The 23040-nt window shown below is 36.5% G+C and carries 21 protein-coding genes; 15 read left to right on the top strand and 6 right to left on the bottom strand.

The genetic code is table 11. From position 1 onward, the window contains the following. Nucleotides 1-128: 128 nt before the first annotated feature. The 6 genes from B3143_RS05555 to B3143_RS05530 all read right to left on the bottom strand — a co-directional run bounded on the left by B3143_RS05555 (nucleotide 129) and on the right by B3143_RS05530 (nucleotide 7127). Nucleotides 129-818 carry an FKBP-type peptidyl-prolyl cis-trans isomerase gene (locus B3143_RS05555; RefSeq protein ID WP_111810706.1) on the bottom strand — a complete coding sequence of 230 codons (690 nt, stop codon included), beginning with the start codon at nucleotides 816-818 and terminating at the stop codon, nucleotides 129-131. A 48-nt stretch (nucleotides 819-866) separates the two neighbouring features. Next, a complete protein-coding gene (locus B3143_RS05550; RefSeq protein ID WP_125279709.1) occupies nucleotides 867-1571 on the bottom strand; it encodes an FKBP-type peptidyl-prolyl cis-trans isomerase in 705 nt (234 codons plus the stop codon). 234 nt (nucleotides 1572-1805) lie between these two features. Further along, a complete protein-coding gene (locus tag B3143_RS05545; RefSeq protein ID WP_286739811.1) occupies nucleotides 1806-3245 on the bottom strand; it encodes a capsule assembly Wzi family protein in 1440 nt (479 codons plus the stop codon). A gap of 144 nt (nucleotides 3246-3389) precedes the next feature. Further along, nucleotides 3390-5576, bottom strand: a complete 2187-nt coding sequence (locus tag B3143_RS05540; RefSeq protein ID WP_286739810.1) for a polysaccharide biosynthesis tyrosine autokinase — start codon at nucleotides 5574-5576, stop codon at nucleotides 3390-3392. A gap of 17 nt (nucleotides 5577-5593) precedes the next feature. Next, nucleotides 5594-6022 carry a low molecular weight protein-tyrosine-phosphatase gene (locus tag B3143_RS05535; RefSeq protein WP_286739808.1) on the bottom strand — a complete coding sequence of 143 codons (429 nt, stop codon included), beginning with the start codon at nucleotides 6020-6022 and terminating at the stop codon, nucleotides 5594-5596. Between the two features lies 1 nt (nucleotide 6023). Next, complete coding sequence (locus tag B3143_RS05530) at nucleotides 6024-7127, bottom strand: polysaccharide biosynthesis/export family protein (RefSeq protein WP_286739807.1); 1104 nt, start codon at nucleotides 7125-7127, stop codon at nucleotides 6024-6026. Between the two features lie 410 nt (nucleotides 7128-7537). Here B3143_RS05530 and pseB point away from each other — a divergent pair, with 410 nt between their 5' ends. From pseB to B3143_RS05455, 15 genes are all read left to right on the top strand, one after another. After that, nucleotides 7538-8536 (top strand): UDP-N-acetylglucosamine 4,6-dehydratase (inverting), encoded by a 999-nt coding sequence (gene pseB / locus B3143_RS05525; protein WP_286739805.1) that lies wholly within the window; start codon nucleotides 7538-7540, stop codon nucleotides 8534-8536. Between the two features lies 1 nt (nucleotide 8537). Then, complete coding sequence (gene pseC / locus B3143_RS05520; protein ID WP_286739803.1) at nucleotides 8538-9698, top strand: UDP-4-amino-4,6-dideoxy-N-acetyl-beta-L-altrosamine transaminase; 1161 nt, start codon at nucleotides 8538-8540, stop codon at nucleotides 9696-9698. A gap of 2 nt (nucleotides 9699-9700) precedes the next feature. Then, on the top strand, nucleotides 9701-10393 hold the full coding sequence (pseF, locus tag B3143_RS05515; protein ID WP_286739801.1) for a pseudaminic acid cytidylyltransferase: 693 nt from the start codon (nucleotides 9701-9703) through the stop codon (nucleotides 10391-10393). Further along, complete coding sequence (gene pseG, locus B3143_RS05510; RefSeq protein WP_286739799.1) at nucleotides 10366-11493, top strand: UDP-2,4-diacetamido-2,4,6-trideoxy-beta-L-altropyranose hydrolase; 1128 nt, start codon at nucleotides 10366-10368, stop codon at nucleotides 11491-11493. The genes pseF and pseG overlap by 28 nt, the downstream gene beginning before the upstream one ends. Beyond that, nucleotides 11486-12409 (top strand): UDP-4-amino-4,6-dideoxy-N-acetyl-beta-L-altrosamine N-acetyltransferase, encoded by a 924-nt coding sequence (gene pseH, locus B3143_RS05505; RefSeq protein ID WP_286739797.1) that lies wholly within the window; start codon nucleotides 11486-11488, stop codon nucleotides 12407-12409. The genes pseG and pseH overlap by 8 nt, the downstream gene beginning before the upstream one ends. Continuing rightward, nucleotides 12399-13436 carry a pseudaminic acid synthase gene (gene pseI, locus B3143_RS05500; protein ID WP_286739796.1) on the top strand — a complete coding sequence of 346 codons (1038 nt, stop codon included), beginning with the start codon at nucleotides 12399-12401 and terminating at the stop codon, nucleotides 13434-13436. Before pseH ends, pseI begins: the two co-directional genes overlap by 11 nt. Nucleotides 13437-13537: 101 nt before the next feature. Then, a complete protein-coding gene (locus B3143_RS05495; RefSeq protein WP_286739795.1) occupies nucleotides 13538-14668 on the top strand; it encodes a hypothetical protein in 1131 nt (376 codons plus the stop codon). 2 nt (nucleotides 14669-14670) lie between these two features. Continuing rightward, a complete protein-coding gene (locus B3143_RS05490) occupies nucleotides 14671-16116 on the top strand; it encodes a capsular biosynthesis protein (RefSeq protein ID WP_286739793.1) in 1446 nt (481 codons plus the stop codon). A gap of 7 nt (nucleotides 16117-16123) precedes the next feature. Further along, a complete protein-coding gene (locus B3143_RS05485) occupies nucleotides 16124-17206 on the top strand; it encodes a glycosyltransferase family 4 protein (RefSeq protein ID WP_286739791.1) in 1083 nt (360 codons plus the stop codon). Between the two features lie 6 nt (nucleotides 17207-17212). Continuing rightward, the gene (locus B3143_RS05480) at nucleotides 17213-18301 is read left to right on the top strand and encodes a glycosyltransferase (RefSeq protein WP_286739789.1); all 1089 of its coding nucleotides are present in this window, start codon (nucleotides 17213-17215) and stop codon (nucleotides 18299-18301) included. Further along, nucleotides 18291-19394, top strand: coding sequence for a hypothetical protein (locus B3143_RS05475; RefSeq protein ID WP_286739788.1), 1104 nt, complete (start codon nucleotides 18291-18293; stop codon nucleotides 19392-19394). Before B3143_RS05480 ends, B3143_RS05475 begins: the two co-directional genes overlap by 11 nt. Nucleotides 19395-19398: 4 nt before the next feature. Beyond that, complete coding sequence (locus tag B3143_RS05470; RefSeq protein ID WP_286739787.1) at nucleotides 19399-20529, top strand: glycosyltransferase family 4 protein; 1131 nt, start codon at nucleotides 19399-19401, stop codon at nucleotides 20527-20529. 4 nt (nucleotides 20530-20533) lie between these two features. Next, nucleotides 20534-21475, top strand: coding sequence for an NAD-dependent epimerase/dehydratase family protein (locus B3143_RS05465; protein WP_286739785.1), 942 nt, complete (start codon nucleotides 20534-20536; stop codon nucleotides 21473-21475). A 14-nt stretch (nucleotides 21476-21489) separates the two neighbouring features. Continuing rightward, entirely contained in the window at nucleotides 21490-22500 is a 1011-nt protein-coding gene (locus B3143_RS05460; RefSeq protein WP_286739784.1) for an MraY family glycosyltransferase, read from the top strand. Next, nucleotides 22493-23023, top strand: coding sequence for an acetyltransferase (locus B3143_RS05455; protein WP_286739783.1), 531 nt, complete (start codon nucleotides 22493-22495; stop codon nucleotides 23021-23023). The genes B3143_RS05460 and B3143_RS05455 overlap by 8 nt, the downstream gene beginning before the upstream one ends. Nucleotides 23024-23040 lie beyond the last annotated feature (17 nt).

Below are 23040 nucleotides of genomic sequence, written 5' to 3'. Positions count from 1 at the left end.
TACTTTTTGAAACACCACCCTGCTATGAATATACATGAAAAGCTCCAACTAATTCGTTTCTCATCAGTACAAAAAAAGAGAGATAAATAATTTGCCTCTCTTTTTAGTTTTTACAATTAAAGGAATTTTTATTTAATAATTTCCAGTAATTCGATATCAAAAATCAGGGTACTATTTGGTTCAATGATATCTCCCGAACCAATCTGTCCATAGGCCAGATCAGCAGGGATAAAGAAGCGGTACTTGGCACCGACTTTCATGAGCTGTAAGCCTTCTGTCCAGCCAGTAATCACTTGGGTGGTACGGAAATCGACTGGCTGCTGGCGGGCAATCGAACTGTCAAAAACGGTACCATCAATCAGGCGACCTTCATAATGGACACGGACATTACTGTTAGCGCTTGGTGATTTCCCTTTACCTTCTTTCAGCACCAGGTATTGCAGACCAGATTTGGTGGTTTTAATGCCGGGCTTTTTGGCATTTTCCTGCAAGAATGCTTTACCAGCTTTGGCATTTTCTTCAGCTTTCTGCTTCAGCACAATCAGTTCTTTGGCATCACTTTGACGTTTATACTGAGTCAGCACTTGGGTCATTTCTTCATCGCTTAAACTGGATTGTTGTCCAGCAGCGGCTGTCTTTAAGCCCTGGCTAAATGCATCTAAATCAAGATCCTTTAAAGTGTCAGCATTACTACGACCCATCAGATAACCAAAGCTGTAGCCAATCTTCTCAGCTTCACTACTTATATTATTGATCTCTTTAGCAAAAAGGCTGCCTGAACTGAGCAGCAAAACCATTAAACTGATTTGTATTTTCATTATCAATTCTCAAAAATAAAGGAGAGCTGATCGCTCTCCCTATTTGTATTATTTTACTTCGATTAATTCCACATCAAAAATCAAAGTGCTATGCGGAGGAATCGTACCAGGGACACCCTGTTCACCATAACCCAGATTTGACGGAATATATAGAGTTGCCTTACCGCCTTCTTTCATCAGCTGCAGACCTTCAGTCCAGCCTGGAATGACTTGATTTAATGGAAACTCAATCGGTTCACCGCGTTCTACTGAACTATCAAATACAGTGCCATCTACCAGTTTACCAGTGTAATGTACTTTCACAATTGAAGAGGCTTTTGGCTGTTTACCTGTACCTTCTTTAGTAACTTGGTACTGCAAGCCGGAAGCGGTTGTTTTAATGCCTGCTTTTTTCGCATTTTCAGTCAGGAAAGTATCACTTGAAGCTTGAGCTTGTTTTGCACTATCAAGCTGCTTTTGTTGCATTTCTTTCTGGAACTGCTCATAAGCTGCCTGTAATTCTTCTTCCGTATAGGCAGGTGCAGAACGTGCATGTCCTTCACGTACACCGGTCACAAAACTGTTAATGTCCAGCTCAGGAGGAGTCTGATGAGCCACTTCATAACCGAGTGCATAGCTGATTTTAGAGACAGCAGAGGCATCTTTAGATGCTTTTGTAGTTTGAGTAGCAGGGTTTTGAGTTGCATAGTAAACAGGTACTAGCGCGGCACCGCCTAAAAGAACAGCGACAGCAATCGGTAAGGCCTTACTCATGTATTATTCCAATCTAATGTTATCGTTGAGGTTCATTCCATCTTAGCAGAAAATTTTGAGAAATCTTGTAGAATGGGTGGTTTTTTAGCAAGCGGACATCGCAGTTGTGTTGAAGTTTAAAGAGATAAAAAAAACCAGCAATAGCTGGTTTTTTTATTTTTCAGAACTTAATCATTGTTGGAGAATGTCTAGGATCAATGACTGCCTCAACCGAAATTATATTTTGCAAAGAGCTTAGTAGGAAAACAAGCTTTTTTCTAAAGGAAATTCAATCCCAATCGATGCATCACCATCATTACCACGTAGGTCTGAATCACTGATCCAGCTATTTAATTTCAGGGGAATATCGGGGCGTAAATAATGGGTCCAGCTCACATCAATAGCTTTTAATTCATCTTGGATTGGAAAAGCTAAATTAGTAGTTCGGTTGGATTCATTCAACTTGGCAAACAGCACTCGAGCATTAACGCGGTTCAGGCGATCGAAACGAATATCACCGCCTACTGAAATCATTTGACCATCACCACCTATCGCATGTGCTAATGGGTAACCATGCTGGTAAAAACCATCGGTATAAACATGGTGGTTGTATGAAATACCATCAGCACTACCATTACTACGGGTATCTGTCCATTCAGTATACAGCTGGAAAGGCATATTATTATAACTAGAAGAATAATCGACTCCAGCTAAATACATTTTTTTGGCCGGTAAGCCGCCTGCTTCGTCTTCACCGACATATTGCGCATAGATATCCATTGGTACTTGCACCAGTGGTTGTAAGCTTAACCGTGCATCAAAACCGGCAATCTGGTTGGATGGATTGACTGTATCCCCATAGACATTATCTTTACCAATGATTGCATCCCATAAAGAATCTAAGTTTTCCGGACGTCCTTCACCGCCCCACTGAATGGCGCGTGAAGCCCCCAGTTCCAGATAGGGAAGCGGTTGAGCAGTAACACGCAGGTCAATCAGTTTGGCATCCGGGACCGCATCATAATGGTCCAGTTGACCGGCAAAGGCCTGATATTGCCATGGCCCAATCCAGGACAGCCATTTGCTGCTAAAAGCAGTCTGTTCTGCCCGCTGCGCCGTAATGCCATAGACTGGGCGGCTGGCATCGCCACGAATCAGACTCCCCTCATGACCTGGTCCCCAATAGGTCGGAATCTGGCCGGCAATCAGCCACTGATTCCAGAGTTTCCCGGCAATATAAGAGCCTTCAACATTCACATCCTGATCATGATCAATCTGCGGGTCTTTTTCAGCATTGACTCGTAACCGGGCATCCCATTGGCTGCCGCCAGCATTCATTTCCAGACCGGCCTGATATTGTGATTTTTCCTGATCACCGAAGGCTTGAGGCAGATACTTGTGATCAGTTTCTGCAAACAGCGCAGCTTTCAGAAGCTGATTATCGGCATTTAAATAGGTGAGGACTGCATCCACCACTTTTTGCTGGACAGGAGTGCTGATTTTCGCCTGAGACAGGGCGCGCTGAATTTCATCGCCACTCATGGGCCAAGTGGAGGTGCTAATCTGAATCACCCCTTGCTGATTCAGCCAATTCAGGTCGGTACGCAGGTTCTGGTCATTCAGCACAATCCCTTGAGCAAAAGTCAGGGATGAGTTGAGGACAAGGGTTGCAAGCAATATTTTTGATAGACGCATTTTTGATTCTCAGGAGTTTTTTGCTCTCCACACCATAGGCGGCGAGTTTATTTTTTCAATGCAAACTGTTGAGTAGAGTTGTAATCTGGGAAGATTAAAAATCCCGCCGTAGCGAGATTTTTAAAGCAATTGGTCACTGCAAAATTAGTCATTATCCTTGTTGGCTTTATAGGCATAGGAATAGTTATAGCCATAACCATAACCTGCACTGGAGCGCTGAATATCATTCAGGATAATACCATTGACTTTCACACCCGCCTGTTCAAAACGGTTAATGGTCAATTCCAGCTCTTTCATTTGTGTCTTGGCATAGCGTGCAATCACCAGATTCACCCCGGCATGCTGGGAAATAATAATCCCGTCTGTGACGGCCAGAATTGGTGGAGTATCAATCACGATATGATCATACTGTTCTGACAGTTGACTCAGCATCGCCGCAAATTGTGTAGTACTCAGCAGTTCAGACGGGTTGGCCGGACTCTTACCACGGGCAATCACATCCAGACCGGACACCTCTGTAGCTTTAATGACCTGACTTAACTCAGTCTGACCATTTAAGTAGTCTGCCAGACCCGGTTGGTTTGCATGGTTAAAGTATTTATGCAAATAACCGCGGCGCAAGTCCGCATCAATAATTAGTACCCGTTTCTGGCTTTGCGCCAGAATGGTGGCCAGGTTGGTTGAAATAAAGGATTTACCGACTTCCGGTGCAGGACCAGAAACCATAATAATATTGTTCTTGGCACTGCTTAAGGCAAAATGAATGGCAGTACGCATGCTGCGTAGGCTTTCAATGGCAATATCATCACTATGCTTGACCGCCAGAATTGGAATATTCTTTTTCTTCTTCAGCAGTTTAATCCGGCTTTCCTGTACAGGCGAACGCGGCACAGTGGCATACACCGGCAAGTCCAGCTCATTTTCAATTTGGGTAGAATCCTTAACGCCACTACGCAGCATATTACGTAATAAGGCCAGCAGTGTGCCGAGGAAACCACCCAGGAAAATCGATAAAATGAGAATCTGTAATTTCTTTGGCTTAATCGGTTCAATCGGTTCCACCGCGGTATCGACAATACGCACATTGCCAATTTCACCGGCTTTGGCAATACGCAACTGCTGATAAGAATTAAGCAGGCCGGTATATAGCTGCTGTTTGACTTCTACTTCGCGGAACAGTTGCAGGTACTGGCGTTGCAATTCTGGTAAGCGTCTTAATGTTCCATCTAGCTCATTAATCTTTTTATTAATGGCTGTTAATTGCGCATTCATTTGCTGCATGATTGGGTGTTCGGCCGTATATTTAGCTGAGGCTTCAGCCACTTTCTGTTCCAGCTCGGCCTTTTGGGTTTCCAGGGTCACGCTTTGGGTCAGATACAGCTCTGATTCCTTGGTGACATCGACCGTATTGTACTGCTGGCGGAAACGGTTAAATTCACGTTCAGCGACATCGAGTTGCTGTTTTAGTTCAGGTAGCTGATCTTCCAGGAATTTTAAGGTTTGTGCGGTTTCAGCCGAGCGACGTTCAATATTCTGTTGACTATAGGCCGCTAAAATGGCATTGAGCACCTGGGTAATATGCTGCTTGTCAGTACCCTGGTAGTTGAGGCCTAGCACACCGGTCATTTTGCCTTTTTCGGCCACCGAATAGTCAGCGAGCAAGCTGCGAACGGCTGCAGGCAGGCTTTGCTTTTGGATCAGGTAAGTGCTATCAAAGCTGTCCTGACTATAAATACCGACTTTCCATAGGCCATATTCAGACTGTAACTGGCTGGTCTGGTTCAGTGGGGCAGAAAAGACCACCTGTTCTGTGGCTGAATCAGTTAAACGGTATTGACCTTCTGCAAAACTAAGCAGCAGACTTTTATCACGATAGTAATCTGGAATCTCAAAGCTGCGTACATCAAAGCTTTTCTGGTTGTCTTTAAACAGCACCGATTTGCCCGAATATTCACTGTCATACTCGTGCTTATTCAGTAAGCGGCTCCAGAAACTGTCTTCTGTACCGTGAATGCGAATATTTAAATTTAGGCGATCAATGACGGTACCGAGTACCAGACGCGATTTCAGAATCTCAATTTCGGCCTGAGCCGGTGATTTCTGCTCAATCATATTGGACAAATCGCCCAATAAGGCGGCAGATGCCCCTTTATTTTCTTCGACCTGAACCAGCGCATCAACCTGATAGGTGTCTGGTGTGGTTCTTAAATAAAGTAAGGCACAGACCAAACTTAAAATGACACAGAGAGCAATCAGTTTCCACTGGGCAATTAAGGAGAAAAACAATTCCTTCAGGTCAATGGTATCTTCTGTATTGGTATTTTGGCTCATAGTCTTTTGTTCGAAAGTTAAATATATTTTTTCCAGTCTGCAATGCAGGCCTGAATCAGCTGGCAGGTGTCATCAAATACTGCCTGATCATGCTGGTAGGGATCAGCCACATTTTTTGCCTGCCAGTGCCCGAGCCTAAAGGTTTTACCTTTGGCAAAGGGCCAGGTCTGTTCCACATGTTTTTGCTGGTTCTGACTCATCACTAAAATCAGGTCGGCTTTCTTGACCAGCTCGGCATTCAGCTTGCGGGCCACATGCGGGCTCATATCAATCCCGAGACGCTGCATGCACAGGCTGGCTTTATCATCGGCTGCATGACCGACCAGCCCGGAAATACCGGCAGATTCAATCTGTAAATGCGGAAACTCCTGTTTTAAAAAGTATTCCGCCATGGGGCTACGACAAATATTGCCAATACAGACCACAAGGATATTTTGAATTTTCATATTAATTGCTCAGATTATTGGCCGTATTAATAAGGCCAGAAAAAGGAACAATCTGATTAATTACACGTTGCCAGCGCGCAAGGCCCGATGCATCGACATAGACAATATCATTACTGCGCATTTTAAACTGATTGGCCAGACCAAAATCGGCAATACTGGTTAAGTCCAGATGATAGACTTCGGTTTGTGCACCACTTGGCTGGCTACGTAGTACATAAATTTTACTACGGCTGGCGGATAGCGGATTCAAGCCTAGACTTTCCCCAAGTACATCACTCAGGCTCATGCCCTGATCACGCATTGGCAAGGACTGATTTTTACCCGACTCACCCATCACATAGACCTTTTGGTTTTCGCGGCTGTTCACATATAGGGTGTCATTGGGTTGAATCAGCAGATTATGTAAAGAGAAACCAGCTTGTTCCAGCTCAATACTGTTTAAATGATAGGTCTGTCCCTGACGCACCAAGGTAATAGAGGCATTATTGCCTTGCTGGGCATTGACACCACCGGCCAGGCCTAAAGCGGTATAGACACTGGTCGGCTGGTCACTTAAATAGTACTGGCCGCCTTTCATTACATTGCCCTGTACTGAGTAACGCTGGCCCTGATAAGACAGAACCCGCGCTACTACATCTGGTGTTTTTAAATAACGGGACAGCTGACTGCGCAGCTCACGATTCACCTGACTTAAAGATTTGCCCGCAGCTTTATAACGGCCAATAATCGGGAATTGAATATAACCACTTTGGTCAATTTGATAACCATTTGCGCGTGCAGATTCAACGCTACTCACACTCGTGGAAACAGGTGTGATTTCAGGATAGGCCCATAAATAGATGGACAGAATATCCCCTGGACTGAGGCTATAGTTGCGGTGTGACTGGGTAAACAGGTGGGCATAATCTTGCTGAATATTTTGTACGGCCGGTTGCAAACCGAGTACAGTATCTTGAGTAAGTCGGACTACATTTACCGACGTTCCCAAGTCTGTTTGATAGACACCTTCTGTCGGTAAGTCATAGGTCTGTAAGCCGGAGGTGACCGCGCACCCGCTTGCTGTCACCAGAAAAGACAGTAGAATTATAGATTTAAATTGTCTCACACGTATTCCCGTTCTCGATTTTTCTAAAATCATAAAAAATAAAAAATAGTTTACCGAAGTTATTTTAAGGGTATATAACAAATTGTAAGTAGATTGCGAAAGTATACGCAAGCACAGCCATAAAAATGAGGCAAAAAGTATCTAAATTGTGAGGGACTGCAAAATTATAGAAAGATGATTTGCAAAAAACTGACACAAAAGGAAGCATTTTAGATTTTTTGGCTAAAAATCATAACAGAACATTCATGATTTTCTGCTAACATTTCCGCCGAAAGATTTCATCATAGTTTGAGGTGTATATTATAGAGATATACTGAGGTGAGGTTGAGAGAAATATAAACTATTCCTTAATTTAAGTGTCAAAAAATCAGACTTATTCAATTTTAGATTAAAGTTTTTCAGAGGAAAAAATGCTAGAAGGTTCAACGATATTAGTAACGGGTGGTACAGGTTCATTTGGTAACACTTTTGTCCCGATGACACTTGCGAAATATAACCCTAAAAAAATTATTATTTTCTCACGTGATGAAATGAAACAATGGGAGATGGCTAAGAAATTTCAAGGTGATGATCGAGTCCGTTTCTTTATTGGGGATGTCCGTGATAAAGAGCGTTTGTACCGTGCTTTAGATGGGGTGGATTATGTAGTTCATGCGGCTGCCACAAAAATTGTACCTACGGCCGAATACAACCCATTTGAATGTGTGAAAACAAATATTAATGGTGCGATGAACTTGATTGATGCCTGTATTGATAAAGGGGTAAAAGGTGTCGTTGCACTTTCAACAGATAAAGCAAGCAGCCCAATTAACTTGTATGGTGCGACAAAGCTTGCATCAGATAAATTGTTTGTAGCAGGTAACTCCTATTCTGGCGAACATGGCACTAAGTTTTCTGTTGTGCGTTATGGGAACGTGATGGGTTCGCGTGGCTCAGTAATTCCATTCTTTTTGTCTATTAAAGATAGCGGTGTATTACCTATTACCGATGAGCGTATGACGCGCTTTATGATTTCTTTAGAGGACGGAGTTGAGCTAGTCTGGCATGCATTTGAAGACATGATTGGTGGTGAAATTTACGTTAAAAAAATCCCATCTATGAAAATGACAGATTTGGCTCGTGTGGTTGCACCTGAAGCTAAACAAGAAGTTATTGGTATTCGTCCAGGCGAGAAACTACATGAACAAATGATTAGTGCTGAAGACGCTTATTATACTTATGAATACCCAGAGCATTTTAAAATTTTACCGACAATTAATAAGTGGGCAACAGATCCAGCGCGTATTAAAGATGGTAAACGTGTACCAGAAGGTTTTGTATATGCAAGTGATAACAATACCGAATGGATGAGCGATGCTGAATTGCAAGCTTGGATTGACGCTAACCGTGAGAAAATAGGAAATATTTAATATGTTTATCCCATATGGCAAGCAAAATATTAATCAGCAAGATATTGATGCTGTTATTCAAGTGCTTCAGTCAGATTTTCTTACACAAGGCCCACAAGTTCCTTTATTTGAAAAAACTGTTGCAGAACACATTGGGGCAGAATATGCATTGGCGGTGAATAGTGCAACTTCTGCTTTGCATATTGCTTGCTTGGCATTGGGATTGCAAAAAGGAGATGTATTGTGGACATCTCCTATTACTTTTGTGGCTTCTGCGAATTGCGCTCTTTATTGCGGTGCAGACGTCGATTTTGTAGATATTGATCCGCAAACTTATAATTTGTCTGTAGATGCACTACAAAAAAAACTCGTACAGGCTAAGTTGGAAAATAAATTACCTAAAATATTGATACCTGTACATTTGTGTGGGCAGTCATGCGATATGGAAAAAATTCATGCTCTGTCAAAAGAATATGGATTTCATATTATTGAAGATGCATCTCACGCAATTGGAGGAAAGTATCAGTCAGCCTATGTAGGTGCATGTAAATATTCTGATATTACAGTTTTTAGTTTTCATCCTGTTAAGATTGTGACTACTGCTGAAGGTGGGATGGCATTAACCAATAATGCAACCTTGGCACAGAAGATGGACTTGCTTAGAAGTCATGGGGTTACCCGTAATACGGCATTAATGAATAAAGAGACTGAAGGGTCGTGGTATTATCAGCAGGTAGAATTAGGCTTTAATTATCGTATGACAGAGTTGCAGGCAGCTTTGGGCGTTTCTCAAATGTGTCGCTTAACTCAATTTGTGGAAAAACGTCATGCAATTTCAAATAAATATAATGAAATTTTGAAAGATCTGCCGGTCATTTTACCGTACCAGATTCCTGAGAGTTATTCGGGCTTGCACTTATATGTGATTCGTCTGAAATTGGGTGAGCTTAAAGCATCACGTAAACAAGTTTTTGAAGCATTGCGTGCCAAAGGTATTGGTGTAAATGTTCACTATATTCCTGTGCATAGGCAGCCCTACTATGAAAATCTAGGTTTTAAACCGGGAGATTTTCCTGTAGCTGAAGCTTATTATGATTCAGCGATTAGCTTACCAATGTACCCTGATTTGACAGATGATCAGATTCAATATGTGTATGAGTCACTGAAAGAGGTTTTGGTATAACTATGCAGTTAGCCGTGATTCCTGCACGTGGTGGAAGTAAAAGAATACCTCGTAAAAATATAAAAATATTTCATGGCCAACCTATGATTGCTTGGTCAGTTCAAGCAGCTATAGAGAGTGGTTGTTTTGATGAGGTTTGGGTATCTACAGACGATGAGGAAATTGCGGCAGTTGCGCAAACTTATGGTGCGAAGGTGCCTTTTTTAAGACCTGCACATTTATCTGATGATTTTGCAACCACTGCAGATGTGATGTCACATGCAGTAGAGGAATTTGGCAAGATAAATCAAGTTTTGCCAGATTATATTTGCTGCTTATATGCGACTGCTCCGTTTGTAACTAAAGCAGACTTGTTGTATGGCCTTGAAAAGATTAAAAATAATAACAATTTAAATTATGTGTTTAGTGCAACAACTTACCCATTCCCGATTCAACGTGCAATAAAACTGAATACACATGACACAGTAGAAATGTTTTCACCACAATATTTTAATGTCCGCTCTCAAGATTTAGAAGAAGCTTGGCATGATGCGGGGCAGTTCTATTGGGGTACTGCAGAAGCTTGGTTAAATAAAGCTATGATTTTTGCCTCTCAATCTAGTGTTGTAGAGTTACCGCGTTTTAGAGTACAAGATATAGATACACAAGAAGACTGGGACCGCGCTGAATGGTTATTCAAAGCAATACAGCAATGAGAATTGTCTTTCGAGTAGATGCCTCTATTCAAATGGGTACAGGGCATGTAATGCGGTGTTTGACTTTAGCCGATGCTTTAAAGAATCAGGGGGTGGAATGCTATTTTATTTGCCGTGAGCATCCTGGTAATTTAATTGGTCTAATCACCCAGCGAGGCTATCATGTTGATGCATTGCCTTATATGGATTTATCTCAAGAAGATAAGTTGCAAAACCAAACGATTGATCTTGCACATGCTTCTTGGCTAGGTGCAACGCAAAAGGCAGATACGAGTTTATGTATTCCTATTCTAGAAGTATTAAAGCCTGATTGGTTGATTGTTGATCACTATGCTTTGGATGCACGCTGGGAAAAAGTATTGCGTCCATATTGCAAAAAAGTAATGGTTATTGATGATTTGGCAGATCGTCAGCATGATTGTGATATTTTGATTGATCAAAACTATCTGCCTTTATATGAACAACGATATGATCATTTAGTTCCAGTTGCAACAAAAAAGTTATTGGGACCATCTTTTATATTATTAAGAGATGAGTTTTCAGCATTAAGAAAAAAGATACTAAAGCGAACACCTACTGCTGAAGCATATTTCTTAATTAATTTTGGAGGAGTAGGAAATTACTTTCTATTATCTAAAGTTATTGAAGCAATCAATATTTTTCAACAACAATCTTTTTTTATTGTTACTGGAAAGTTAGAGGCGCATCAATTTTTAGAGTTACGAAAAGCTATTTCATACTCAAAAGTCAAGATTGTGGAAACAACAGTAAATATTGCGAATCTTATGTCTCAGAGTCAATATGCTATTGGTGCATGTGGTTCAACGGTTTGGGAGAGATTTTGTTTGGGGCTGAATTCAGGGTTGATAGAAATGGCTGAGAATCAGACACCACTTTTAAACTATCTGACTAAAATGAATTTGATTGATAATCTTGGTAATGTTAATTCTTTAACAACAGATGATATTTTAAAACAATTACAAAATCTAGATTTAACAGATGCAAAATATAGTCATAGAAAAACAGCAATAATGAGCTTGATAGATGGTAAAGGCACACAACGTGTGGTTGAGATGATTTTAGAGGTGGCAAATGTTTAAAGGAAATATCCGTTCAATTCAGCTTGCTGATGCAGAAATGATTTTGAAGTGGCGAAATCAAGATTCAGTACGATTAAACATGTATAACCACGAGGTGATTGATTTAGATACTCATATGAAATGGTTTGCCTCAATTCTTAAAAGTGATAGCTGTCAATATTTTATTTATGAGCAAAATCAAAAACCATTAGGAGTGTTGTCTTTTTCTGAAATTGATAAAAAAAATAAAAAAGCGACTTGGGCATTTTACTCAGGTGATACTACTGTTAGAGGTATAGGCTCTGAAATGGAGCAACTCGCCTTAGATTATGCTTTTAATAAATTAGATTTAAATAAACTTTATTGTGAGGTTTTAGAGTTTAATACTACGGTTATTAGCTTTCATCGCAAGTTTGGATTTAAGGTTGAAGGGGTGAAAAGACAAGATTACTTAAGAGATGGTAAATATTATGATATTTATCAGTTATCCTTATTTAAAAGTGACTACTTGAAAACGAAAAATAATGATAAGTATTTGATAGAAAAAAATTATAATTGGAACTTTGAAGTTTCAGGGAATAAGATAGATAAGTTTGCTGAACTTTCAGGTGATAAGAATGGAGTACATTTAAGTAATGAGCATGCAGTAGCACTAGGTTTTTCAGGAAGAATTGTGCACGGAGCTTTAATTTTAGCTGAAATTTCAAAAATTGCAGCTATGGAGTTTCCTGCACAAAATGCTATTTATTTATCTCAAAAAGTAGATTATAAACTGCCTGTTTATCCAGGTTTAGAGCTTGAAGGACGAGCGAAATTAAAAACTCAAATTGGTCGTTTTGTCATTATTGAATATAGTATTTTTCAAAATGAGAAATTAGTTATTTGGTGTGAGTCTGAGTTTTTACTAAGTAATGAGGCTTTAAAAAATGAAAATTAATAATAGAAAAATTGGAACTGATTTTCCTCCTTATATTATTGCTGAATTGTCCGCCAATCATAATGGTCGTTTAGAAACAGCCTTAAAAATTATAGAACAGGCAAAAATCTGTGGTGCAGATGCTATTAAGTTACAAACCTATAAGGCAGACACTATTACCCTAAATAGTAAAAATGAAGAATTCATGATTCGTGGAGGGCTATGGGATGGTCAGTCATTATATGAGCTTTATCAAAAGGCACATATGCCTTGGGAGTGGCATAAGCCTTTGTTTGATTATGCTCGTGACCTAGATATTACTATTTTTAGTTCTCCTTTTGACCGAACAGCGGTAGATTTACTGGAAGACTTAAATGCTCCTGCATATAAAATTGCTTCTTTTGAAGCTGTAGATTTGCCTTTAATTAAATATGTGGCTGCTACAGGTAAGCCAATGATTATTTCTACAGGTATGGCAGATAAAGAAGAAATTGCAGAAGCAGTACAAGCCGCCTATGATGGTGGATGTAAAGAGTTGGCAATTTTACATTGTGTAAGTGGTTATCCTGCGCCAGCGGAAGATTATAATTTAAGAACGATTCAGGATATGGCTTCAAGTTTTAATATTCCTGTTGGTTTGTCTGATCATACTTTAGATAATACAACTGCTATTGCCTCCGTTGTATTGGGTGCTTCTATTATAGAAAAGCATTTTACTTTAGATCGCAATGGTGGTGGACCTGATGATAGTTTTTCATTAGAACCTGAAGATTTGAAACAATTGTGTAATGGTGCCAAAACTGCATGGCAGGCTTTGGGTCAGGTAGATTATGGTCGTAAATCTAGTGAGCAAGGCAATGCACAATTTAGACGTTCACTTTATTTTGTGAAAGATATGAAAGCAGGTGATGTTATTGATGAAACCTGTATACGCAGCGTACGCCCAGGTTTTGGTTTAGCGCCTAAGTTTTATGAAGATATTTTGGGTAAAACCTTAGTGCAAGATGTAAAGAAAAATACGGCAGTTAGTTGGGAAAATATTAATTAATTATTATGGAGCGATTTTATAATTTAATCCTAAGAGTTAGTACGATAGGATTTAGATCGATATTAATTTTTTATATTGCTAAATCATTATTACCGGAAGATATGGCAACATATGGTTTAATTACTGTTACATTAAGCTATTTGGTTTATATTTTAGGATTAGATTTTTATACTTATTATACACGTGAGTTTGTGAAAAGTAGTCCAAGTATATGGGGGGCGTATATAAAAAATATCAGTATTATTTTTATATTTACCTATTTATTGTGTTTTTTGATTATCTTTTATTTATATAAAATAAATTTGGTACAAAAAGAATTTTTATGTTATTTTATTTTATTGCTTGTTGTTGAGCATTTAAACCAAGAAATAAATAGAATAATGATTATGAATGGAGATGTATTTTATAGTTCGATTGTGAATTTTATTAGGTATGCAGTGTGGGCTCCTATAGTTATTTTTATGATGCATATGGGTTTTATTTCAAATAATATTAATAATATAATCATTTATTGGGTGGTATTTGGATTTATTGCATTATTATTTTCTGTTCGTAGACTTCTTCAATATAATATTCAAGGTTGGAATATAGATATTAATAAAAAATGGATTTATACGGGAATTATAGTATCAATTCCTCTTCTTATTGGTACTTTAGCTTTGCGGGGAGTTTTTACCTTTGATCGTTTTTGGTTAAAGACATATTTTTCAATTGATTATTTAGCTGCTTATGCGTTTTTTGGTACATTTGCAACGGTTATAGGTACAATAGTCGATTCTCTAATTATATCTTATACATATCCAAAACTGATTAAGCTATTTAATAATAAAGAAATATTAAAATATAATAAACAAATTAAAAAATTTTCTTTGCAAATAGTTTTTCTTTCATTTTTTTCAGGATTATTATTATACTTTATAACAGATTTTCTTGTAATATTTTTAGAGCTGGAAAATTATTATACATATATGCCAATGTTGATAATAATTTTAATTGCAAATATTTTTTTCTGTATTTCAAATATTCCTCATTATATTTTGTATTCTCAAAGCAAAGATAAGGTTATTTATTGGGTGCATATTTTATTGTTTTTTTTGTTTATGTTGATTTTATATATATTTACTAAAATTTTTCACAATGGATATATTGTCCCTATTGCAGTTTTAATTTTTTATTTGTTATTATTTGTTATTAAATCTATTTTTTGTTATAAATTTTGTAGTTTTAGGTGATCATGAACTTTCTTGTTTTAATTAATGGTGCTCCAAAGTATAAATATTTTTTCGCTGAGATTGCGAAAAAAATTGAAGCGCAAGGACATTCTGTTTATTTTGCTGTGAATGCTAAAAAATCATCTATTATTGAGCCATTAGATTATATAGATAAATCAAAAAAATCTTTTTTCTTCGATGATTATATGTCTATTAATTTAGAAGAAATTAAATTAAAAAAAAATAATATAAATGAAACTTGGGGTGATGTTTTTTATTCTGACTTTGATAGATTCTTTTTTCATAACTACAATTTAGAAAATAATTCAGATTATTGGTTACAAGTAGTTAAAGGTTTAGATAGCTTTTTTCAAGAAATAATTGATACTAAAAAAATAGATATAGTCTTATATGAGAATGTCTCAAATTCATTTGCCTATATGGCTTATAAAAAAATTATACAATCAGGAAAGATATATTTAGGTTTAATGGGCTCACGAATTCCTAATAGATATGAAATACAAACTTCAATATATAAAGATGAATTAAATTTCATTGAAAGTTTAATTATTAATCAATATGATAAAGAAGAGGAAGAGTGGTATAATTATTATCTTTCATCTATTTTAAGTATTCAGCCCGATTACATGAAAAATAATATTCTAAATAGTAAAATAACTTTAAATTCAATCTTTAAATTTAAAAAGATAAAAACATTATATGTTTATTTAAAAGCATTTATGATAACTGATTATTATTTTGATTATCAAACTGGGCATCCTATAAAAAGTCTTATTGCAATGTTTCTACTAAATTTTCAAAAAAGGAAAAACGAAAACTCTACTAAAAAGTATTATATTTCAAATGTAGAGCTTGAAAAACATATACAAAACGGTGAAAAATTTTTTATTTATCCTACTCATTATCACCCTGAGTCTTCAACTTCAGTTTTAGCCTCAAATTATACGAATGAGTTTAATAATATATTAAATATTCATAATAATTTGCCTATTGGTACTTATTTGTATGTTAAAGATCATGTCAGTGCAAGAGGTGTACAAAATGAAGAATTTTATATAAAAATAAAAGCATTACCTGGGGTTAGATTAATTGATTTTAATTATAATGTGAAAAGTCTTATTAAAAAATCACAGGGTGTTATTACTGTAAATAGCACTGTAGGATATGAAGCAATTATATTGGGGAAACCTGTTTTTCTATTAGGAAATGTATTTTATGAAAGATTTCCTAATGTTTTTAAAGTTGAAAACTTTTATAATTTAAGACAGTGTATAAGTAATTTTGTTTTAGCTTCTGATATTGATGTTAAAAAATATATATTAGCATACTATCGTTACACTTACCCTGGAAAATTACTTATCAATCAACCTGAAAAATGGAGTGATGACTATTTTGAAAATTTAGTCTCTAGTATAATTCATAAGATAGAAAATATAAATTCAAAGTGAGGTTGATATGAAAAATATATGTTTTTTATTGGGTAATTTGAACAATTCTGGAGGAACTGAGAGAGTAACAACTCTAGTCGGAAATGCTCTTTCAGAAAGAAACTTTAATATATCTATATTGAGTTTAGTCGATGGAAAAAAACCTTTCTTTGATTTAAATCCCTCTATATCTACATATTCTCTCTATGATAAAAAGATGTCTTTTAAATCTAATTTTTTAAGCACAGTATGGAAAATACGAAAATTTGTACAGGAATTTGAAATTGATACTCTGATTGTAGTCGATTCTATTTCCTGTATTTTCACAGTACCAGCTTTATTTGGTCTGAATATAAAACATATATGCTGGGAACATTTTAATTTTAATGTAAATCTAGGAATTAAATATAGAAATTGGGGAAGGATTTTAGCTGCTAAATATTGTGATAAGATAGTTGTTCTAACTAGTAGAGATAAAGAGCTATGGTTGGAGGGAATTAAGAAAAATAAAATAAAGTCAAAGCTAGTGATAATTCCAAACCCTAACCCTTATGAGAATACTAATATTGACCCATATTTAATACGAGAAAAAGTTATAGTTGCTGCAGGTCGATTAACTGAGCAGAAAGGTTTCGATTTACTTATAAAAGCTTGGGCTAAAATATCAAATCAGCATAGTGAATGGATATTAAAAATAATTGGAAGCGGTGAAGACAAAGAAAGCCTAGAATTACTTGCTAAAAATCTGAATGTCGACTCAAGTATTGAATTAATTCCTGCTACAAAAAATATAGAGAAATTTTATAAAAAAGCTTCAATATTTTGCTTAAGTTCTCGTTATGAGGGATTTGGTATGGTAATTTTAGAAGCACAGGCTTTTGGTTTGCCTGTAGTAAGTTTCGAATGTGATTGTGGTCCTTCTGATCTAATTCAACATGAAAAAAATGGTTATTTAATACCAAATGAAGATATTGATGCATTGAGTAAGAGTCTGTCTAAAATGATGTCTTTATCAAAAGATAATTATACTGAATATTCATACAATGCATATTTGAATGCTAATAAATTTAATGTGAAAAATTTATTAAATCTTTGGCTTGAAATTGTGTAGGTTTTGATGAAAATTTTATATGTGATTACAGGTTTAGGACAGGGTGGCGCAGAGCGAGTGGTTTGTGACCTTGCCGATCAAATGCATCAGCGGGGACATAGTGTTAAAATTGCTTATCTAACTGGAGATATTCTAACAAAGCCTCGTTACCAAGAAATTGAATTAATTAAAATTAATTTAAATAGTTTGCTGTTATTTCCTCTTTCTTATATTAAACTTTCTAAAATAATTAAAAATTTTGAACCGGATGTTGTTCACTCACATATGGTACATGCTAATATTTTTACGCGTCTTATTCGAGCAGTTACCCCTATAAAAAAACTTATTTGTACTGTGCATAATAGTGATGAGGGTGGGAGATTGAGAATGCTTGCGTACAGATTTACACATAATCTAGCTGATCTAACTACTAATGTTAGCAATGAAGCAGTACAAGCATTTATCGAAAAAAAAGCAGTACCAGACTCAGATATCATCACAACATATAATGGAATAGATCTGAGTAGGTTTTTTTATAACTCAGAAGCCAAAAATAAAATTCTGAATGAACTTAATATAAATACAAATTCTTATTTGATTCTAGCAGTAGGACGTTTTAGTGAGCAGAAGGATTACCCAAATTTATTGCACGCTTTTAAAACTTTAAAAAATAAGAGTATTAGAGATATTAAATTGATTATTGCCGGGGATGGGGAACTACGTTCAGAAGTTGAAAAAATTATTGATGAGTTGGATTTAAAGCAAGATATTTATTTATTAGGAAGACGCAGTGATATCCCAGATTTAATGAGTGCTGCAGATTTATTTGTATTATCATCTAAGTATGAAGGATTTGGTTTGGTTGTTGCTGAGGCCATGGCATGTAAGACTTTAGTTGTTGCTACAGATTGTGGAGGGGTTGCTGAAGTTTTAAATAATAATCAATTCTTAGTACCCCCATCAAACTTAAATATATTAGCAGAAAAAATGTATTATGCCTTAACCCTCTCTCAAGAAGAAAAAAATAAAAATATTATAAAAAATTTATGTCATATAGAGAAAAATTTTTCATTAGAAAAAATAGTTGAAAAATGGGTATATCTATATGATAAATAATATTTTAAAAAGAATATCAAATAAAGCTTTATTTTCCTGTATTGTTTGCTTGGTTTTTTTAAAGCTTTGTTTTTATTTCTTAATAAAAAATAACTTTATATCTCTTGGTTTGGGTGGTGGTAACGACTCAGATTATTATGATGCCTATGCTTTGGGCTATGATGACTTTGCTGTAAATATTTGGCCTGTCATTTTAAGGTTTTTTAATGACTTAGGCTTGTATTCTCGAGAGGGAATGTCTTATTTATTTTTATTTTTAAACTTATTTATAATTCCTATTTTAGTGGCTAAGTTGTCTGGACTCAATTTTAAAAAAGATCAGAAATATTATTTTTATATATTTTTATTGTGCCTAATTTATCCTACACTTTTTTTCTATACATTTGATATTTATCGTGATGTATTCATGGTTTTATCATTTTTAGTAGGTTGTTGGGTTGTAAGAAAGTCTTTAAGCAGTTCGAGTTTTTTTGTTTTTTCATTTTTTTATATACTAGCAATTTTAATAGGATTGTTTTTGTGGGCTTTGCGGCCTTATTTAGGTTACGCATTTTTACTGGCTTTAGTTTTATGGAAAATTAAGCTGACAAAAAAACGTATTTTTTTCTTTGCTATTTTGTATTTTTTTACATTGTTTGTAGCAAATTATCTTGGTTTGTTTGAACGTATTACGGATTACCGTGAAATATTTGAAGAAGATATGCAAGGTGGTAGTAACTTAGGGTTGGATTTCTCTAATCCTGTATTGTTCATTCCTAACTTTGTTTTAAGTACTTTAGGTCAACTTTTTGGATTATATTTAGTTAATCCTTTTGCTGTTTTATTGTTTGTAATTGAAACAATACCTGCTTTATTTATGATGACCTATATATTAAAAAATGTTAATTATGCAGATAGTTTTATACGCTTTTTAATCATATTTTTTGTTTTATATGCTAGTGTATGGTTAATTGGAAATGATAATCTCGGTACGGCTGTTCGTTTGAGGCTATATAATTATTTAGTTGTTTATATATGTTTTTTCTATATTTTAAGACTTAAGCGGTTGTCTATAGATTTCAATCATAACTTAGTGCCTACCAAGCGAGGTTGAAATAATGAAAAAATTTGTAATGGTTGGCACTACAGCTGCATGTTTTTATGGTTTTAGAGCAGAACTTATAAAGAGTCTGAGCTCAAAAGATATTACTGTTTATGCATTTACTACGGACAATGATGCATTAGAACTAGATAAAATTAGTAGGTTAGGCGCGATTCCTATCTCTTACCAGCTTAATCGAGGTGGTTTAAACCCTTTAGCAGATATGCTGGCAACTTATAAATTGGCACAACAAATCAAACAATTAAAGCCAGACTTAGTATTTTCTTATTTTTCAAAACCTGTCATATTCGGTACGCTCGCTGCAAAAATTGCCAAAGTTCCAAAAATTATAGGTATGCTTGAAGGATTAGGTTACACATTTACAGATCAACCGAATGGTTTAAGTTCAAAAACTAAACTCATTAAAGCAATTCAAGTTTTTTTATATAAACTTGCGCTACCTAAGCTAGATCAGCTAATTTTGCTCAATCATGATGATAAAACTGATCTACTCATAAGTAATGATATAGCAGTTAAACAAACGTATATTTTAGGTGGTATCGGGCTAGATTTAAATCAGTATAAATATTCACCTGCAACAAAAGATTTACCAATACAATTTTTGTTCATTGGCCGACTTCTAAAAGAAAAAGGAATACATGACTTTATTGCTGCTGCTCAGATTGTAAAAGAGAAATTTCCTCAAACAATATTCACTGTACTAGGTGGAATTGATGAAGCAAATTTAGGTGCTTTAACACAAGGTGAATTGACCCAGTATATCGACCAAAACGTAATTGATTATCCTGGTCATGTTGAGAATATTGCTGAACGGATCAAACAGTCTCATGTATTTGTGCTGCCATCATATCGTGAAGGAGTCCCTAGAAGTACACAAGAAGCAATGGCAATAGGGCGCCCAGTCATCACAACAGATGTTCCTGGTTGCAGAGATACGGTCATAGACGGTGTAAATGGTTTTTTAGTACCCAAATGGGACCCCCAAGCATTAGCAGAAAAAATGATTTATTTTATTGAACATCCAGAGCAAGTTCGTATGATGGGTGATCAAAGTCATAAAATTGCGATTGAAAAATTTGATGCAGAAAAAGTAAACCAGCGCTTATTGCAAATATTGGGAATTTGAAAATATGAAGGTCTTACTCACAGGTAGCAACGGTTTTTTAGGTCAATATTTATCTAATTTTTTGGCTGAAAAAGACTATTCTGTTTTAGCGCATACTCGCCAAGCCCAAATATTTGCTCATCCGAATATTCGTAATATCAATTTTGATCTGAATGATGATTTAGAACATATAGATTTATCGCAAGTTGATGTCATTGTCCACTGTGCAGGTCGTGCGCATGTAATGAATGAAACCGCTGCATCACCACTTGAAGCATATCGCCAAACCAATGTACAAGGCACATTAAACCTTGCACAAAAAGCAGTACAAAGTGGCGTCAAACGCTTTATTTACTTAAGCAGCATTAAAGTCAATGGTGAACAAACCACCACGCAAGCCTTTTGTCCTAATGACGATGTTCATACAGATGACCCGTATGGCCTATCTAAATATGAAGCAGAACAAGCCTTACTTGCGCTATCTCAACGCACAGGTTTAGAAGTGGTTATTATTCGTCCCGTCCTCATTTATGGGCCTAATGTAAAAGCCAACTTTAAAAGTATGGTGAACTTGGCAAGTAAAAAACTCCCTTTACCGATTGGTTGCTTAGACAATAAACGTAGTATGGTGAGTGTTTATAACTTAGCCGATCTGATTCATACGTGTATGACGCATCCAAATGCCAACCGTGAAGTATTTTTAGCCAGTGATCAGGATGACATTTCAGTCAAACAACTATTTGAAAAATTAGCAAAATATCAAAATAATCAATTGCTAATGCTACCTGTACCAAAAAGTTTGATCAATTTTCTGGCAAGTTTGGTGGGGAAAAAAGCGGTTGCCTCACGTCTATGTTCAGAACTGGTAGTAGATACCACTAAAAATACTCAAATTTTAGGTTGGACAGCACCGTATAATGTCGATACAAGCCTAGAAAAAATGTTTAATACAGCGCATCAAAACTGAGCTTAGTCACAAATATGTCCATGCTACCCCTTATTATTTTCTTTTTACTTGCGTTTGCGATGACCTATTTCATGCGTGCCTACGCCCTAAAGAAAAATATAATAGATAACCCCAATGAACGTAGCTCTCACAGTGTACCCACGCCCCGTGGTGGTGGTGTTGCGGTGGTGTGTAGCTACTTGTTGGCGCTGGCTGTGCTGATATATAGCCAACACTTGACCGTACATATTGGTTTAACTCTTATGGCAGCGGGCTTTGTCATCGCTTTACTTGGTTTTTTAGATGACCATGGCCATATTAACTCCATGCTGCGTTTAGTCGTACATTTTTTAGTGGCGATTGGCGTGGTGATGAGCTTGGGTGGTTTTGCTGAAGTGACCGCTTTTAATAGTTTAGAGCTGGGCTTTATTGCCAATATTATTGCTGTACTGTTTTTGGTATGGTTGCTGAATCTATATAACTTTATGGATGGCATTAACGGTATTGCCAGTGTTGAGGCTATCACCACTACAGTCAGTATGGCAATTTTATACGCTGTACTAAATACCTCACTTAATTCAGACATCCTGTGGTTATTGGCAGCTTGTGTATTTGGTTTTCTATTATGGAACTTTCCAAAAGCCAAAATTTTTATGGGTGATGCCTGTAGTGGGTTCTTAGGGCTAACCTTAGGGATTTTGGCGCTCATCGCCCTCAAAGAAAATTTAGCTCTGTTTTGTGCATGGATTATTTGTTTAGGAATGTTTGTGGTGGATGCCACCTATACGCTTATTAAGCGCGTGCTGAGCGGTTATAAAATGTATGATGCCCATCGTAGTCATAGTTATCAAATCTTATCGCGCAAATGGGGTAGTCATACGCCTGTGACATTGGCGGTAGCAGCGATTAACTTATTGTGGTTATTGCCACTAGCCTATTATACCGTTACCCAGCCATTGGCTTATCCAGAGTTTATGGTATTGGTGGCCTATTTACCGCTTATATTAATTGCAATGAAATTAAAAGCAGGACATCCAGATGCCTAAAAAAAATCTGCTGATTCTGGGAGCAGGGGGCTTTGGTCAATCCATTGCTGAAGTGGCAGCATTATCTGCACAATGGCAGAAAATTTACTTTGTGGATGACCGCTGGCCTGAGCAAAAACAAGTAGGCCAATATTCAATCATCACCAATATTCAAAACTTGTCTCAGCTTCAGCAAGAGAATATGGAGGCAATTGTTGCGGTCGGGAATAACCAAATACGACAAAAATGGCAACAATTACTGCTTGATTTATCAATACCACTCGCCACTATCATACATCCACAGGCTGTAATTTCACCTTCTGCTCAAATTGGTCAGGGGGTAAGTATTATGGCAGGGTGTATAATTGGCACGAATACGATTATTCAAGATGGTGTGCTTCTTAATATTGGGACCTTGCTAGATCATGATGTGGTGATCGAACACTTTAGTCATTTAAGTGTTGGCGTAAACATCGCAGGCGGACAGAGAATTCCGTCTGGCTCTTTTTTAGAGGTGGGGACCCGTATTGGACATAAATCTTAATAACAAATTCTTTTAAA

The sequence above is a fragment of the Acinetobacter sp. UBA1496 genome, from assembly GCF_002324975.1.
GTDB lineage: Bacteria > Pseudomonadota > Gammaproteobacteria > Pseudomonadales > Moraxellaceae > Acinetobacter > Acinetobacter variabilis.
Note: the sequence above shows the minus strand (reverse complement) of the source record. Positions and strands in the feature narration are given on the sequence as shown.